Source organism: Mangrovibacter phragmitis (genome assembly GCF_040429585.1).
GTDB lineage: Bacteria > Pseudomonadota > Gammaproteobacteria > Enterobacterales > Enterobacteriaceae > Mangrovibacter > Mangrovibacter phragmitis.
This window is the reverse complement of the sequence record NZ_CP134782.1, coordinates 117718-133194: the sequence shown is the minus strand read 5'-3', so window position 1 is coordinate 133194 and position 15477 is coordinate 117718. Positions and strand designations below refer to the sequence as shown.

The following is a 15477-nucleotide window of genomic DNA, read 5'->3' as shown; positions in this document are numbered from 1 at the left end:
TAAATGGTTATCGGCCGATATTTCATTTTCTTAAATATTTGTCTATTCAACATAGATAATAAATTCTGTTTTATCCATACGGTTTTTCTTAAAATATCAAAAAATGTCTTGTTTATTCATAAGTTATAAATCTTACCAGGCGTAATCAGAGTGAATATTGATCACTTATTGATGCGAGCGATCAGTCATTGTGGTTTCATTGGTTTTACTAATAAAAAAGTGGGCTGATCCAGCCTGGCACTACACATAGTCAGATGATGAAGAAACACAGAGGAAGTTACGTTTTAGCGGCAGTACGGAGACAGATGCCCCCGCGCTGCCGGAAGAGTTGATTCCATCTAATATTGCTATAAACCGCTATAAATATTGCAACCGCAGACTGTAGAGCGATGTTGTCGCCGTAATAAACAAAATATCCTGCGCAACCCCACCCAGCACACAGTTGGACACCCGCTCAGGTACCTGAATTTTGTTTATTTGTTCCCCTTGTGCTGAAAAAATGATAACGCCATCGGCACAACTACAAAAAATATGCCCGTAGCGGTCCACACAAAAGCCATCCGGAAAACCTGGTGCGACCTCAGCCAGACGACGCCCGTTTTCCAGCCGGTTACCAACGACTTTATATTCCCGGAGTTCCCGGCGTCCCTGGCCGGGGAAATCAACAACAGACATATCGGCAATATACAGCAGGCGCTCATCGGGTGAAAAAGCAATACCATTGGGCCGCTGGGTATCACTGGTTGCAATAGTCAGGCTGTTATCACGCGGGTCGAAACAGTAGACATAACACCCAATCACCTGGCTTTCCGACTTATAGCCTTCATCATCGCCGACAATGCCATAGGGCGGATCAGTAAACCAAATCGTACCATCGGAACGCACGGCGACATCATTGGGAGAATTCAGGCGTTTCCCTTCCAGTTTATCAACCAGTAGTGTCACATCACCGTTCCGCTCCGTGCGGCTGATACCACGACGACCATGTTCACAAGTCACCACCCGGCCTTCAGTATCAACTGCGTTGCCATTGGCATAATTCGCCGATGCCCGCCATAACTGTACACCGTGACCGGAAGACCAACGAAACATACGGTTGCCTTTTACATCACTGAATACCACGGCCTGTTCCTGTTCAAGCCAGACAGGGCCTTCCGCCCACTGAGCGGGCGAGCATAACCGTTCCAGATCCCCTGACCATGTTACCTGCATACCCGCCTCGCTTATTTGACTCCCCAAATTGCTTTGTAATGACCCTGGTAGTCATTCTGTGGGTCATACATATTGTTTTGCCCGCCATCTTTATCAATATTCTCTTTCGTCACGAGGTGTGCCGGCGTGACATAGCCAGAGGGCTTCTGCCCGGCAAAAGCACGGTTAAACTCATCCAGTACTTGCCAGCCATGCAGCTTCAAGGGCTCAGGCACCGTGGCAAGCTGGCTGTTACTGGTACGTATGCGCTGATACGCCGTAATGGAGCCGTCACCAGCTGAAATGTTAAAGGGCGCGTTTTTCCCTCCTTTGTTCGCTGTTCTCAACGCGGGTGCCATAAAATCAAAATAGAGGTCGTTAATCGCCAGTGTGTACTGGTATTTGTCACCGTATTTCTGCAACAAGCTGAATGTCATCGACGGCATACGGCTGGAGGTATCAGACAGTGGCGTATCAATAAACTCCAGCACTTTGCAGGAAGCACATTTGCCAATTTCCGCTTTCATCACATTGGCTTTATCCAGCGCAATTTGGTACAGCGAGTCCGTCAGAATCACAACTTGTGCTTTGCCATCAGAACGTGCAATCGCATAATCGGCAGCAATCCGGGCGACGTCATTAGAATCTGAGGTTACATTGTAAAACAGGTGGTATTTCTCAACCGGGCCGGGCTGTGGAATGGCATGCCAGCCGATTAACACAATGCCCAGTTTTGCCGCATGGTCGAGTGGAATTTTCGCGACGTTAGGGTTCCAGCCACCAATCACTATGCCATCGGGTTTCTGGGCGATTGCCTGGTTGAGCGCAGATAACTGATCCTTTACCGAACCCGCGCCATCCAGTGTTTCCAGGTGCCAGCCTGCCACTTTCGCCGCTTCACTCAGCCCCTGCTGTACTCCCTGCACTCCGCCATTTTTCATATCGGAGGCAATAAAAATAATTTTCTTATTTTTTTGCAATACTGGCCCGGTTGTTGGCCCGTCCCACTTCGTCACTGGTGCGGTCGCGCTGGCAACTGCCGCTTTCACCTGAGACATAAAATCATCCGCAAAAGCTGGCCCCTGGCTGAACAAAGCAAGGCTCAAACCCAATGCAAGCAAACGATATTTCATGAAAAATACCCCTTATGATTTAACGACATGATTAGCGTCGGAAGGTGTGGACAGTTGCGCAGGCTGCGCACTACCTGTCGTTTGTCGCCGTTGAACGGCTTTCTGATTCGCCATACGGCGGCGCTGTGCGTAACCGGCAAGCGTAATGGAGAGTAACAACGTGGCACCATTGAACAGAGGTTCAACCCAGAACGCCCCGCCAAATTGCTGGATCCCGGCAATACCAATCGCCAAAATACAAATGCCAACCACAGTGCCCCACACATTCACCCGGCCCGGGCGAATGGTGGTACTACCTAAAAATGCGCCCACCAGTGCCGGTAACAGGTAATCCATACCTACACTGGCCTGGCCGACACCTTGTTCTGAGGCAATCAGTACCCCGCAAAAACCAGTCAGGACACTGGACGCAATAAATGAACCCATCACATACAGATTCACCGGAATACCATTAAGCCGCGCCGCTGCCGGATTTCCGCCCACCGCGTACATGCAACGACCCATTGGCGTGTGTTCGGTTAACAACCACAGGCACACCGCCACAACCACGACATAAAACGCGGCAACCGGAATACCAAAGATTTCAGCGTGGTCGATAGCAATAAAAGCATCCGGAAGGTCGCCAACGATTTGCCGCCCACCGGAGTGCCACAGGGCAACCGCATACAGCACCGTGCCAGAGCCCAGTGTGGCAACAAAGCTGTCGATATCGGCCAGCGCCACCAGAATACCGTTAAGCAGGCCATACAATGCTGAGATAATCAGCACAATCACAATGGCAATTTCCCAGGAAAACCCGTATTGCACCTGCAACGTGATAGCGAGGATGTGCCACAAAACAATGCCAAACCCAACATTCAAGTCGATTTTGCCCACAATCATCGGAATGGTGGCGGCCAGCGCCAGTAGGGCGATTTTGGATTTGCTGGCAAGAATAGCCTGCAATGTCAGCATGGACGCAAACGAGGGTGTTGTCAGGGAGAACACCAGCGTCAACACCACGCACAATAATAACAAGCCATAGCGCGTGACAACCTGCATCATCCAGGGGCTGACGCCGTCACGGGACAGACTGACGCGCTGCTCCAACGCGGTGGATTTTACCGATGTTTTATTCGACATAATCTTCTTGCCCTTTAGTGACTTCAGAACTGGCAGACGCCAGTGCCAATAAATTCGCAAACGTCACATCCTGATTGCGCAGTTCACCCACAACACGCCCCCGGTTAAACACCAGTGCCCGGTTGCAGATATGCGCTATCTCCTCGAAATCATTTGAGATAACCAGTACTGCCACGCCCTCGCCCAATGATTTATTCAACAGGTGATAAATCTCCGCCCGGGCTCCGACATCCACGCCCGCCGTTGGGTCTTCCAGAATCAACAACGGTGTCGCCAGATGCATCCAGCGAGCCATCACCACTTTCTGCTGGTTACCTCCGGATAACGCACTGATATCAATGTTGACATCCTTCGGACGGACATCGAATAGCTGTACTTTCCACCAGCTTTCGCCAATTTCCTCACGCCCGCCGTAGCGGGACAACACCCGATGACCGCTGGCGCAGGGGTTCATAAACAGGTTTTCCCGCACCGACATCGACATCACCAGACTTTCGCCTGTCCGGTCTCCGGCAACTAAAGAAACGCCCCGCGCCATTGCTTCCCGTGGGTTTCTGGCAGCATAAGGCTGTGCACAAAACTGGATTTTGCCGCCTTCACGCTGGCGCAGCCCAAACAACAGACGACCAATTTCTTCCTGGCCTGCCCCACGCAGCCCGGCCAGAGCCAGCATTTCTCCTGGCTGCAATGTGAAACTCACCGGGCCGGTCTCCCCAACCTGGACATTTTCCAGCGTCAGTACCGGGGAGCGCCCTTCAGGTAAAGGTTCACGCTGTTCTTGCGCCGTTTGCTCGCCCACAATTAATTCCACCAGGCCACGCACGGTATAGTCTGCCGTCATCCCTCCGGCGACATAGCACCCGTCACGCATCACACACACCCGGTCGGCAATCTCAATCACTTCATCAAGGCGGTGCGTGACATAAATCATCCCGACATTCTTTTCCCTTAAACGGGCAATAACACTGAACAGGTGGCGAACATCATTGGCAGGCAATGAGGCGGTGGGTTCATCCAGCACCAGTAACTCCGCGTTAACGGCGACGGCACGCGCAATCGCCAGCAGGGATTTTTCAGTGCGCGATAACTCAAAAACCCTGGCCTGTGGGTCAATATCTATTCCCACATCCAGGAGTGCCTGGCGAGCACGGCGTTCAATTTCACGCCAGCGAATCAGCCCCAGTTTGCGCGGAAACCCCATGACCAGCGCCATGTTTTCAGCAACCGTCATCCAATCCACCAGGCCAAGATCCTGATGGATAAATGCGATAGGTTGTTGTGTGGCACTCTTAATTGCTGCGGCAGAAGAGATAGACTGGCCTTTAAACAGAATGTCGCCACTATCACGGGAATAAACGCCCGCCAGCACTTTGATTAATGTTGATTTTCCCGCGCCATTTTCACCAAGCAGCGCAAGGACCTCGCCAGGCATAACATGAAGGCTGACATCATTGACTGCGGGGTTGCCGCCAAAGCGTTTCACAATATGCTGCATTTCCAGCGTGGGTTGCTGGGCCCGAATTTGATTCATAGCGATGCCTCTTCATGGGTGACCCGCTAACAAAGTTTTTTTTCACATCAGGATCGAAAAAAAACGCACCAGTGTTTCAATATGCGAAATCAAATTTCAAATTCACAATAAAAAGTAAACATGAAATATCACGGAAGGTGAATAAATAAATAATTAATATTATCAATTAGTTATTTTTATTTATCTAAAATGTGACGAGGAGCGCACTTATTAAATCGTGCGAATAAGAAGGTTATTCAGCTAATTATTAGTAGCAAAATATCAGCAATAGCCAGGCAAGGGCAGTATGCAAAACGACATACTGCGCCGGTATGTTACAGCAGGAAAAGAGACTGTCAGGCAAAGCACTATAGCTGTGCGTTAAACCCCAACTCCTGGGAAATAGCCTGTGCTGTTTTTTGGAGTGGTTTCAACAGGTTCCTTTCACCAATCTGCTTTAAACGAGAAGTGGATAACGAGATAGAAATCGCGTAAGGCACCCGTTGGTGAATATCAAACACTGGCACAGCAATACAGGATACTCCCAGTTCGTTTTCTTCACGGTCCATGGCCATGTTTTTATCGCGAATGGACGCCAGTTCCTGGTACATATCTCCCAGCCGGGTAATCGTGTTGCGCGTCAGCGACTGAATTTGTGGCTGGTGTATTTCCCAATACTTTTGTACGTAATCTTCCTGCCCAAAGGCGAGGTAAATTTTCCCCATTGCCGAGCAATACAGCGGTTGCTGCTGCCCAATATACGCCCGGGTACGCAACATACCGGTCGTGGGTTCCAGCTTATAAATCAAAATCGAGTGGTCATCTTCCCGTGTTGAGAAGTTCACGGTCTCACCCGTTTCCAGGTTGAGGGTTTCCAGGTGGGGTGCGGCAACATGAATAATGTTCAGGGATGACAGTGCTTTTTGCCCCACAGAAATAAATTTAGTGGTCAGCCGGTAGCTCCCGGCCGCTGGCGCAGCCGTCACATAGCCGCAAGACTGCAACCCCTGCAGCAGACGGTGCACGGTGCTCTTGTTCAGTTGTGCCAGTTCCGAGAGGTGGGCCAACGGACAGCCATTTGGGTAATTGCTCAAAATTTCAATTAATTGCAAGCCACGAAACAAACTCTGGCTGCCTGCGGGCCGCTCTTTATCCTGGGCCGCATTCGCTCTTTTTTCACTCATGTCTCTCATCCTGCTTTTATCGTTTTCTGATCGTAGCGCAAAGTGTGTTTCAGTTCACGATCTGTGCAATAAATTATTAACACACTGAATTTACTTTATTTTTAGTTTTCATTCATGCTTTGACATCTCATTTTTTGATAGTTATATTTGAAATCAGATTCCACAATATGAAATTTACAGCTAAAAATTCATTCACGCCATTCCCACAAACCGAAGGAGTTCAGGAATGAAAGTGACGTTTGAGCAGTTAAAAGCTGCATTTAACCGGGTACTGGTGAACCGGGGAGTCAATCCACAAACAGCGGATGCTTGTGCAGAAATGTTCGCCCGCACCACCGAATCAGGGGTCTACTCCCACGGCGTAAACCGTTTCCCTCGTTTTATTCAGCAACTCGATGCTGGCGATATCATTCCGGATGCTGTACCTGAACGCATGCTTTCACTGGGTGCCATAGAACAATGGGATGCCCACCGCGCCATTGGCAACCTGACAGCGCAAAAAATGATGGACCGCGCCACTGAACTGGCTTCAGACCACGGTATTGGGCTGGTTGCATTGCGTAATGCCAACCACTGGATGCGCGGTGGCAGCTATGGCTGGCAGGCAGCAGAAAAAGGCTACATTGGTATTTGCTGGACGAACTCCATCGCCGTCATGCCGCCCTGGGGTGCTAAAGAGTGCCGGATTGGCACCAACCCATTGATTGTGGCGATACCGGGCAACCCAATTACGATGGTGGATATGTCCATGTCGATGTTTTCCTACGGCATGCTGGAAGTGAACCGCCTGGCTGGCCGCCAGTTACCGGTAGATGGCGGGTTTGATGACGACGGTAACCTCACCAAAGACCCGGGTACCGTGGAAAAAAATCGCCGCATTCTGCCAATGGGTTACTGGAAAGGTTCAGGCTTGTCTATTGTGCTGGACATGATTGCCACCCTGCTTTCTAACGGTGGTTCTGTCGCCCAGGTCACGGAAGAAAACAGTGATGAATATGGCGTGTCGCAGATCTTTATCGCCATTGAAGTAGACAGGCTTATTGACGGTAAAACCCGTGATGAAAAACTGCAACGCATTATGGATTACATCACCACGGCTGAACGCGCAGACCCGAATGTAGCTATTCGTTTGCCAGGCCACGAATTTGCGCGACTGCTCGAAGAAAATCGCCGCAACGGTATCACCGTTGACGACAGCGTATGGGAAAAAATCCAGGCTCTGTAGGGGAAATACCATGATTTTCGGCCATATAAGCAATCCCAATCCTTGTTCACTGCCACCACCACTGGAACAGGCGCTGGCACTGCTGCGGGAAACTGACTTTTCGCGTCTTGACCCTGGCATGGTGGAAGTGGACGGCAAGAAACTGTACATGCAAATCCTGGATCTCACGACAAAACCTGTCACGGAGAACCTGCCTGAGGTACATCGCCGGTATATTGATATTCAGTTTTTAGTCAGTGGGGATGAACGCATTGGTATCGCACCAGATAATGGTACCAATCCTATTAGTGAATCATTACTTGCCGAGCGGGATATTATTTTCTACCAGTCAGCAGAAAATGAATCTTTTATACATATGACCCCGGGTAATTATGCCATTTTTTTCCCTCAGGATGTGCATCGCCCGGGCTGTATTAATCAGCATAGTTGCAATATTAGAAAAGTTGTCGTGAAAGTGGATGTTTCCACAATAAACTAGCCTTGTTATTTATTTACTGAATTACAGCAAATAATAAGGAACCACTACAATGAATAGCCAACACCCGGGTTATATTGTTGGTGCGTACCCTTGCGCACCTTCATTACACTATAAAAAATGAGAATGACGAAGCCAGTTTTTGGCGTCAACTGGCTGGCAGTGCAGATATTCGTGGTCTGGGCACGGCGGAGACTGTGCTTTAAACCAGGCAAAAACATAATAACAACAGAATACCTCAGTGGCCTGAATAAACTCAGGCCACAGCGTGTTATCTCACGACGACTAAGAGAATAATATTATGAACACGACCCGTACCCTACAATCTCAACATATTCCCCACCAGCGCTGGTTGAGAATTATCCCACCTATATTAATCGCCTGTATTATTTCTTATATGGACCGGGTAAATATTGCCTTTGCCATGCCAGGTGGAATGGATAGTGAATTAGGTATTTCGGCCAGCATGGCAGGGCTTGCCGGTGGTATTTTCTTTATCGGTTATTTATTTCTGCAGGTGCCTGGCGGAAAAATAGCGGTACATGGTAGCGGCAAGCGCTTTATTGGCTGGTCTCTGGTTGCCTGGGCTATTTTATCCATTCTTACCGGGTTGATTACTAATCAGTACCAGTTACTTGCCTTGCGCTTCCTGCTGGGGGTGGCTGAAGGCGGGATGTTGCCGGTAGTACTGACAATGGTCAGTAACTGGTTCCCGGACGCAGAGCGTGGGCGTGCTAACGCTATCGTCATCATGTTCGTTCCTATTGCTGGCATTATCACCGCTCCGCTTTCAGGCTGGCTCATTACTGTCCTGGACTGGCGCTGGCTGTTCATTATTGAAGGATTGTTCTCTGTTGCCGTGCTTATCCTGTGGTCACTCACCGTAAGCGACCGGCCTGAAGAAGCCCGCTGGATATCCGGGGCTGAAAAGCAGTGGTTAATCCGGACACTGAAAGAGGAACAGGCGGCAATTGCTGGCAAACAGGTGCGCAATGCCTCACTGAAACGGGTGCTGGCAGACAAAACTATCTGGCAGTTAATTGCCCTGAACTTCTTCTACCAGACCGGAATTTACGGTTATACGTTGTGGTTACCCAGCATTCTCAAAAGCCTGACTCACAGTAGCATGAGCGAGGTCGGTTTACTGGCAGTGCTGCCTTTCGTTGCCGCCATGGCGGGTATGTTCCTGTTCTCCTCTCTGTCTGACCACACAGGCAAACGTAAATTATTCGTTTTCCTGCCGTTGCTGGGTTTTGCCCTGTGCATGTTTCTGTCCGTCACGTTGAAACAGCATGTCTGGTTGTCGTACCTGGCATTGATTGGCTGCGGTTTCTTCCTGCAATCCGCCGCGGGCGTGTTCTGGACCATCCCGGCGCGGCTATTCAGCGCTGAAATGGCCGGTGGCGCGCGTGGCGTCATTAATGCTCTGGGTAATCTCGGTGGTTTCTGCGGCCCTTATGCAGTTGGCGTGTTGATAACCCTCTACAGCAAAGATGCCGGTGTGTATTGCCTGGCCGTTTCACTGCTGCTGTCTGCCATTCTGGCGCTTCTCCTGCCTGCCAAATGCGACAACGATGAAACTCACCCAACACACCAGGGTGTAGCTAATAAATCCACTATTTGAGACGCCTGCGCGCTACGGCGCGCATAAACGAGTAGCAATGATGAGAGAACACAGTGAGCCTTTATGGCTGGGTATTGATTGCGGCGGCACCTATCTGAAAGCCGGATTATATGACCGCGCTGGCAAAGAACGCTATATCCAGCGTGGCGTACTGACCACCCTCAACCCACAACCAGGATACGCTGAGCGCGATATGCACGCGTTATGGGAGCAGTGTGCCAGTACCATTCGCCAGTTACTGACCCGGGCAGAGGTAAATGGCTCACGGATTCAGGCGATTGGTATTTCTGCTCAGGGTAAGGGGCTGTTTCTGCTCGATAAGCAGAATCAGCCTCTCGGCAACGCCATTCTCTCCTCAGACCGCCGGGCTATGGCGCAAGTACGCCAGTGGCAACAGGAAGGTATGCCGGAGCGGCTCTATCCTGAAACCCGCCAGACATTATGGACCGGCCACCCGGCATCATTATTGCGCTGGATTAAGGACCATGAGCCACACCGCTACCAGAACATTGGCTGCGTGATGATGGGCCATGATTATCTGCGCTGGTGCCTGACAGGTGTAAAAAGCGCAGAAGAAACCAATATCTCCGAATCGAACCTGTACCACATGGCGCGGGGTGAATATGACCCCAAACTGGCGCAAATGCTGGGTATTGAAGAAATCATGCCCGCTTTACCGCCAATTGTTGGTCCGGCAGAAATATGCGGGGAAATCACCGCTCATGCCGCCTCTCTGACCGGTCTCGCTGCAGGCACGCCTGTAGTGGGGGGGCTGTTTGATGTGGTTTCCACCGCACTCTGTGCCGGATTACAGGATGAACACACACTCAATGCCGTTATGGGAACCTGGGCCGTTACCAGCGGTGTGACATCCGGGATTCATCCCAACGAAGCTCACCGTTATGTCTATGGCCGTTACGCCGACCCGGGTCTCTATATTGTCCATGAGGCCAGCCCCACATCATCCGGCAATCTTGAATGGCTCACGAACCAGTGGGGCTCACTCTCTTTTGATGAGATTAATAACGCGGTTGCCAGCCTGCCGAAGGCCGGTTCAGATGTCTACTTTCTGCCATTTCTGTATGGCAGCAACGCCGGTCTGGAAATGACCGCCGGCTTCTATGGGTTACAGGCGATTCACCAGCGGGCTCACCTGCTGCAGGCCGTCTATGAAGGTGTGGTTTTCAGCCATATGGCTCACCTGAACCGTATGCAAACCCGTTTTACCGAAGCCCGCACCTTACGCATAACCGGTGGCCCGGCACATTCAGCCGTCTGGATGCAGATGTTTGCCGACATCAGCGGATTAACCGTGGAGTTACCCCAGGTGGAAGAAACCGGCTGCCTTGGCGCCGCACTCGCCGCCCTGGTGGGTAGTGGCGTGTATCCCTCATTTCAGGTTGCCTGCCAGCACCTGGATAACCCCATTCAGCGCCTGACCCCGGACCGGGACGCTCACGCGCGCTATCAACATAAATACCAGCATTACCAATATCTGATTGATGCCATACAGCAGTTTCACGCTCGCTGCGCCGCATCTCAACGTGCTAAGGAATCTAACGCATGAAACCCTTGTTACAACTGGCCCTGGACCACACCAGCCTGGCATCAGCACTCCAGGATGTGGAAAAGCTGCATCACCATGTGGACATTATTGAGGCTGGCACCATTTTATGCCTGTCTGAAGGGTTGCATGCGGTGCGTGAATTACGGGCTCGTTGCCCGGAAAAAATCGTGGTAGCCGACTGGAAAGTGGCCGACGCCGGAGAAACGCTGGCCCAACAAGCAATGACCGCGGGTGCCAACTGGATGACCGTGATTTGTGCCGCCCCCCTGGCGACGGTGGAAAAAGCATTATCCGTTGCTAAACAGCATCAGGGCGATATTCAGATTGAGCTATTTGGCAACTGGACTTTCGATGATGCCCGCGCCTGGTATAAAGCCGGTATTCGCCAGGCGATTTATCACCGCGGCCGGGATGCTCAGGCCAGCGGCCAAACCTGGAGTGAGACAGATCTTAACCGCATGAAAACCCTCTCGGATATTGGCCTGGAACTGTCAATTACCGGCGGCATCACACCTGACGACCTGCACCTGTTCCGTGATATCGCAGTGCGCGCATTTATTGCCGGGCGTGCGCTGGTTGAAAATCCCAGCCCGCCCGCTGTTGCCAGTGCCTTTCACCAACAAATTCAGACCATTTGGGGGAGCAAATAATGCGCCAGCATCCACTCGGTATTTATGAAAAGGCCTTACCTAAAAACCTCACCTGGCCGGAAAGGTTAGTGCTGGCGAAAAGCTGTGGTTTTGATTTTGTCGAGATGTCAGTCGATGAAACCGATGAGCGTTTATCCCGCCTGGAGTGGTCTGCCAGCCAGCGAGCCGCTCTGGTGGAGTCCATGCTGGAAACCGGTGTATCCATACCATCGATGTGCCTGTCCGCGCACCGCCGTTTCCCTTTTGGCAGCAAAGATGAAGCCATTCGCCAGCGTGCCAGAACCATTATGACCCAGGCTATCAGGCTGGCACGCGACCTGGGGATCCGCACCATCCAGTTAGCCGGGTATGACGTCTATTACGAAACCCACGATGAAACCACACTGCGTTATTTCACTGAAGGCATGGCCTGGGCTGTTGAGCAGGCCGCCGCCGCACAGGTGATGCTGGCTGTGGAAATCATGGATACCGAGTTCATGAACTCCATTACCAAATGGAAAAAATGGGACGACTTACTTGCCTCACCCTGGTTCAGTGTTTACCCGGATGTTGGCAACCTCAGTGCCTGGGGAAATGACGTTGCCAGTGAGCTCCGCCTGGGGATTAACCGCATTGCCGCCATTCACCTGAAAGACACGCTGGCGGTCACCGCTGAAAGCCCGGGGCAATTTCGTGATGTGCCCTTTGGCCAGGGCTGTGTCGATTTTGTCGGCATCTTCAAAACCCTTGCAGAACTGAATTATCGCGGTGCCTTTTTAATTGAGATGTGGACAGAGAAAGCCCAGGAGCCGGTGCTGGAAATTATTCAGGCTCGCCAGTGGATTGAACAACGTATGCAGGAAGGAGGATTCCCATGTTAGAACAGTTAAAAGATGAAGTGCTGGCTGCCAACCTGGCGCTTACTGAACACCAGCTGGTCACATTTACCTGGGGAAATGTCAGCGCTGTCTGCCGCGAGCAGGGTGTGGTGATTATCAAACCCTCAGGCGTAGAGTATGACGTGATGACTGCCGATGACATGGTGGTGGTTGATCTGGAAACTGGCGCAGTGGTGGAAGGGAAAAAGAAACCTTCTTCTGATACTGCCACCCACCTGGCGTTGTACCGCCGTTTTCCGGGCATTGGCGGCATTGTGCATACCCATTCCCGCCATGCGACAATCTGGTCGCAGGCTGGCCTGGATTTACCCGCCTGGGGCACCACCCAGGCAGACTATTTCTACGGCGCAGTACCCTGTACCCGGCTGATGCATGATGCTGAAATCGCGCAGGATTACGAACTGCAAACCGGTAATGTGATTATCGAAACGTTTGAACAGCGCAACCTTGATCCTCTGCAGGTTCCGGCCGTGCTGGTGCATTCCCATGGCCCATTCGCCTGGGGAAAAGATGCCGCAGATGCCGTTCATAACGCGGTGGTACTGGAAGAGTGCGCATATATGGGGTTGTTCTCGCGCCAGCTTGCCCCACAATTACCGGATATGCAGCAAACCCTGCTGGATAAACACTATTTACGCAAACACGGGAAAAATGCCTACTACGGGCAATAATCGCCAACACCATCACGCACAACACGACTGTCCTGGAACGACAACCAGGCCAGTCGTGACCAGGAATAAGCAATATTCCTTGCAGAAAGACGGCATCATCAGGTTAATTTCGCTACACTTACCCCCTGAAACTGACTGCCAGGTGGCGGTCTTGTAGCCACAAACAGGGAACACGCTATGTTGATACCTCGCTCACTGGCGCGCTGGGCGCTGCCTGCATTATTACCTTTCACCTTTTCACTGGCTTATGCCGCCGCACCCGATACCACTGCCGGTGAGCTGGTGAACAAAGTCGCACTGCCTGCCGACCACGGTTTGCAGGAAGCCGCCGAACAATACCTGATAACCTACCGCTCGGTCAGTGGTGTGGATGGGAAAACCCCGCGCGAAGACACCGCCGCACTGTTTATTCCCCATGGCAAAATGCCAGACGGTGGCTGGCCGGTGGTGGTCTGGACACACGGAACAGTGGGTGTGGGCCGGGATTGCGCGCCATCACTGAACCCACGTACCGCCAGAGACAGCCAGTACCTGAATACCTGGTTATCGCTGGGGTTCGCAGTGGTTGCACCCGATTATGCCGGGTTGGGATCTTCCGGTTTACACCATTACCTGAACGCACGGGCAGAAGCCTGGAGTGTGCTGGACAGCGTGCGGGCGGCACTGAAAAACTTTCCGCTGGCTAACAAACTGGTGCTGGTTGGGCAGTCTCAGGGGGCGCATGCGGCCTTTTCCAGTGCAGGCTGGCAGCCTGACTACGCGCCGGAATTGCACGTACGCGCCACCGTGTTAACCGGCACACCTTTTTTTGATGACACGCTTTCTGCCGATAAACTCTTCACCGGAGAATCAACCGGGGATGGCGGGGACCCAAAAATTCCTTATGCGTTTTATATTTACCTTTCCGCTGCCGACCACAACCCGGCACTGAAACCGGAAAACGATTTTCAGCAAAAAGCCCTGCCGTTACTCAATGAGGCCCGTAAGCTGTGCATCACACCGCTGACCCAGGCAGTGATGGCTGAAAAACTCAATGCGGCCAACAGCCTGAAACCCGCGATCCAGTCGGTTCTGGTTGAGCAAACCCCCACACTGCGCTACCCAACCCTGCATATCAACCACCCGGTCTTTATTGGCATTGGCGGCAATGACATCAATGTGCCCACCGCCATGCAGCAGCACTTCGCCAGTGCGGTGAAAGCGGCCGGAACAGATGTTGAAATCCGTGAATATCCTGGACTGGACCACAGTGGAACGGTTAACCCGTCCTTACGTGACTCCGTGCCGTTTGTGATTCACGCGCTATCTGCCAAACAATAATTGTGCTCACATCCCCGGCCAGCAAGGCCGGGGCTGGCGACAAAAAAATTTCACTTTCCTGGGGTTGAAAAAAACGCCAGGCACCCTATATTTCATTGCGGAGAGGGCACAACCCCCACCACAAAACATGAACTGCTTTTTGAATATTGACTATGTTCAGGAGGTTAATCATGGCACGTAATGCTTTGTCTTTATTCCCATTGCTTTCAGATTCACTGTTCCCTGACCGCTTCAACCGTATTGACCGGTTGTTCAGCCAGCTGACTGGCGATACACCGCTTAGTGGCGCACCTTCCTACGATATCAAACGCACTGGCGATAACCGTTACGACTTAATTCTGAGTGTCCCAGGCTGGAAAGAACACGAACTGCAAATTGAAACCACAGGCGGGCAGCTCACTATTTCCGGTAAACATGAAGAAGAAAAAGGCGGCAGTGAAGAAAGCTGGATTCATCGCGGAATCAGCCGCGCCAGCTTCCGTTCAAGCTTCAGCCTGCCAGACAGTGTCACCGTCACCGGAGCGGCTCTGAACGAGGGGTTACTCACTATCAGTCTGCTGCAGGAAATTCCGGAAGAGGAAAAACCACAGCGGATTGCGATTACAAACAGCAACAGTAAAGCACTTGAACACCAGGAGTAAGCGTCGCATAACAGTAAAGCCGCGCCTGGTTCCGGCCAGGCGCTCTGATAACACGAAGTATCCTTAACATCTTTGAACAACGTAAGGAGAATGCATGAAGACGAATCGTCAGGCACGTCAGTTATTAGGGCAGGATCATTGGTTATCGAACCACCGCAAACTGGTCATTCACGATAATACCGCCACCATTGTAAAACATGGCTCCGGGCGGCACCGCCATCTCAACCAAAGTGAATAAGTGAATTGATGCGTCCGGGGGTGTCCTTGTGACGAACAGCCCCGGACG

The 15477-nt window shown here is 51.6% G+C and carries 15 protein-coding genes and 1 pseudogene; 11 read left to right on the top strand and 5 right to left on the bottom strand.

What is annotated here, in order from left to right; all coding sequences use genetic code 11:
* Nucleotides 1-357: 357 nt before the first annotated feature.
* From MPHASIOC01_RS00665 to MPHASIOC01_RS00645, 5 genes are all read right to left on the bottom strand, one after another.
* On the bottom strand, nt 358-1212 hold the full coding sequence (locus tag MPHASIOC01_RS00665; RefSeq protein WP_064597465.1) for an SMP-30/gluconolactonase/LRE family protein: 855 nt from the start codon (nt 1210-1212) through the stop codon (nt 358-360).
* A gap of 11 nt (nt 1213-1223) precedes the next feature.
* Complete coding sequence (locus tag MPHASIOC01_RS00660; RefSeq protein WP_353613729.1) at nt 1224-2324, bottom strand: substrate-binding domain-containing protein; 1101 nt, start codon at nt 2322-2324, stop codon at nt 1224-1226.
* Between the two features lie 12 nt (nt 2325-2336).
* Entirely contained in the window at nt 2337-3446 is a 1110-nt protein-coding gene (locus tag MPHASIOC01_RS00655; RefSeq protein WP_353613728.1) for an ABC transporter permease, read from the bottom strand.
* The gene (locus MPHASIOC01_RS00650; protein WP_353613727.1) at nt 3436-4977 is read right to left on the bottom strand and encodes a sugar ABC transporter ATP-binding protein; all 1542 of its coding nucleotides are present in this window, start codon (nt 4975-4977) and stop codon (nt 3436-3438) included. The genes MPHASIOC01_RS00655 and MPHASIOC01_RS00650 overlap by 11 nt, the downstream gene beginning before the upstream one ends.
* A 347-nt stretch (nt 4978-5324) precedes the next feature.
* Complete coding sequence (locus MPHASIOC01_RS00645) at nt 5325-6140, bottom strand: IclR family transcriptional regulator (RefSeq protein WP_353613726.1); 816 nt, start codon at nt 6138-6140, stop codon at nt 5325-5327.
* 226 nt (nt 6141-6366) lie between these two features.
* Here MPHASIOC01_RS00645 and yiaK point away from each other — a divergent pair, with 226 nt between their 5' ends.
* The 11 genes and pseudogenes from yiaK to sra all read left to right on the top strand — a co-directional run bounded on the left by yiaK (nt 6367) and on the right by sra (nt 15429).
* Nucleotides 6367-7365, top strand: coding sequence for a 3-dehydro-L-gulonate 2-dehydrogenase (gene yiaK / locus MPHASIOC01_RS00640; protein ID WP_064597455.1), 999 nt, complete (start codon nt 6367-6369; stop codon nt 7363-7365).
* 10 nt (nt 7366-7375) lie between these two features.
* Nucleotides 7376-7843 carry a YhcH/YjgK/YiaL family protein gene (locus tag MPHASIOC01_RS00635; protein ID WP_353613725.1) on the top strand — a complete coding sequence of 156 codons (468 nt, stop codon included), beginning with the start codon at nt 7376-7378 and terminating at the stop codon, nt 7841-7843.
* Between the two features lie 49 nt (nt 7844-7892).
* A pseudogene (locus MPHASIOC01_RS00630) lies at nt 7893-8022 on the top strand (DUF4862 domain-containing protein); the annotation flags it as partial.
* 119 nt (nt 8023-8141) lie between these two features.
* Nucleotides 8142-9464, top strand: coding sequence for an MFS transporter (locus MPHASIOC01_RS00625; protein WP_353613724.1), 1323 nt, complete (start codon nt 8142-8144; stop codon nt 9462-9464).
* A gap of 40 nt (nt 9465-9504) precedes the next feature.
* Entirely contained in the window at nt 9505-11031 is a 1527-nt protein-coding gene (locus tag MPHASIOC01_RS00620) for an FGGY-family carbohydrate kinase (RefSeq protein WP_064598030.1), read from the top strand.
* Nucleotides 11028-11681 (top strand): 3-keto-L-gulonate-6-phosphate decarboxylase UlaD, encoded by a 654-nt coding sequence (gene ulaD / locus MPHASIOC01_RS00615; protein ID WP_353613723.1) that lies wholly within the window; start codon nt 11028-11030, stop codon nt 11679-11681. Before MPHASIOC01_RS00620 ends, ulaD begins: the two co-directional genes overlap by 4 nt.
* Nucleotides 11681-12541, top strand: coding sequence for an L-ribulose-5-phosphate 3-epimerase (locus MPHASIOC01_RS00610; RefSeq protein WP_064597447.1), 861 nt, complete (start codon nt 11681-11683; stop codon nt 12539-12541). The genes ulaD and MPHASIOC01_RS00610 overlap by 1 nt, the downstream gene beginning before the upstream one ends.
* Nucleotides 12535-13230: an L-ribulose-5-phosphate 4-epimerase gene (gene araD, locus MPHASIOC01_RS00605; protein WP_353613722.1), complete on the top strand. Its 696-nt coding sequence runs from the start codon at nt 12535-12537 to the stop codon at nt 13228-13230. The genes MPHASIOC01_RS00610 and araD overlap by 7 nt, the downstream gene beginning before the upstream one ends.
* 177 nt (nt 13231-13407) lie before the next feature.
* Complete coding sequence (locus tag MPHASIOC01_RS00600) at nt 13408-14550, top strand: alpha/beta fold hydrolase (protein ID WP_082917864.1); 1143 nt, start codon at nt 13408-13410, stop codon at nt 14548-14550.
* 170 nt (nt 14551-14720) lie between these two features.
* Nucleotides 14721-15191 (top strand): Hsp20 family protein, encoded by a 471-nt coding sequence (locus MPHASIOC01_RS00595; RefSeq protein WP_064597444.1) that lies wholly within the window; start codon nt 14721-14723, stop codon nt 15189-15191.
* Between the two features lie 94 nt (nt 15192-15285).
* Nucleotides 15286-15429, top strand: coding sequence for a stationary-phase-induced ribosome-associated protein (sra, locus tag MPHASIOC01_RS00590; protein ID WP_074388793.1), 144 nt, complete (start codon nt 15286-15288; stop codon nt 15427-15429).
* Nucleotides 15430-15477 lie beyond the last annotated feature (48 nt).

Coding starts and splice junctions, on each gene's coding strand:
- MPHASIOC01_RS00665 (WP_064597465.1), bottom strand. CDS start 1,212: ATGCAGGTAACATGGTCAGGGGATCTGGAACGGTTATGCTCGCCCGCT.
- MPHASIOC01_RS00660 (WP_353613729.1), bottom strand. CDS start 2,324: ATGAAATATCGTTTGCTTGCATTGGGTTTGAGCCTTGCTTTGTTCAGC.
- MPHASIOC01_RS00655 (WP_353613728.1), bottom strand. CDS start 3,446: ATGTCGAATAAAACATCGGTAAAATCCACCGCGTTGGAGCAGCGCGTC.
- MPHASIOC01_RS00650 (WP_353613727.1), bottom strand. CDS start 4,977: ATGAATCAAATTCGGGCCCAGCAACCCACGCTGGAAATGCAGCATATT.
- MPHASIOC01_RS00645 (WP_353613726.1), bottom strand. CDS start 6,140: ATGAGTGAAAAAAGAGCGAATGCGGCCCAGGATAAAGAGCGGCCCGCA.
- yiaK (WP_064597455.1), top strand. CDS start 6,367: ATGAAAGTGACGTTTGAGCAGTTAAAAGCTGCATTTAACCGGGTACTG.
- MPHASIOC01_RS00635 (WP_353613725.1), top strand. CDS start 7,376: ATGATTTTCGGCCATATAAGCAATCCCAATCCTTGTTCACTGCCACCA.
- MPHASIOC01_RS00625 (WP_353613724.1), top strand. CDS start 8,142: ATGAACACGACCCGTACCCTACAATCTCAACATATTCCCCACCAGCGC.
- MPHASIOC01_RS00620 (WP_064598030.1), top strand. CDS start 9,505: ATGAGAGAACACAGTGAGCCTTTATGGCTGGGTATTGATTGCGGCGGC.
- ulaD (WP_353613723.1), top strand. CDS start 11,028: ATGAAACCCTTGTTACAACTGGCCCTGGACCACACCAGCCTGGCATCA.
- MPHASIOC01_RS00610 (WP_064597447.1), top strand. CDS start 11,681: ATGCGCCAGCATCCACTCGGTATTTATGAAAAGGCCTTACCTAAAAAC.
- araD (WP_353613722.1), top strand. CDS start 12,535: ATGTTAGAACAGTTAAAAGATGAAGTGCTGGCTGCCAACCTGGCGCTT.
- MPHASIOC01_RS00600 (WP_082917864.1), top strand. CDS start 13,408: ATGTTGATACCTCGCTCACTGGCGCGCTGGGCGCTGCCTGCATTATTA.
- MPHASIOC01_RS00595 (WP_064597444.1), top strand. CDS start 14,721: ATGGCACGTAATGCTTTGTCTTTATTCCCATTGCTTTCAGATTCACTG.
- sra (WP_074388793.1), top strand. CDS start 15,286: ATGAAGACGAATCGTCAGGCACGTCAGTTATTAGGGCAGGATCATTGG.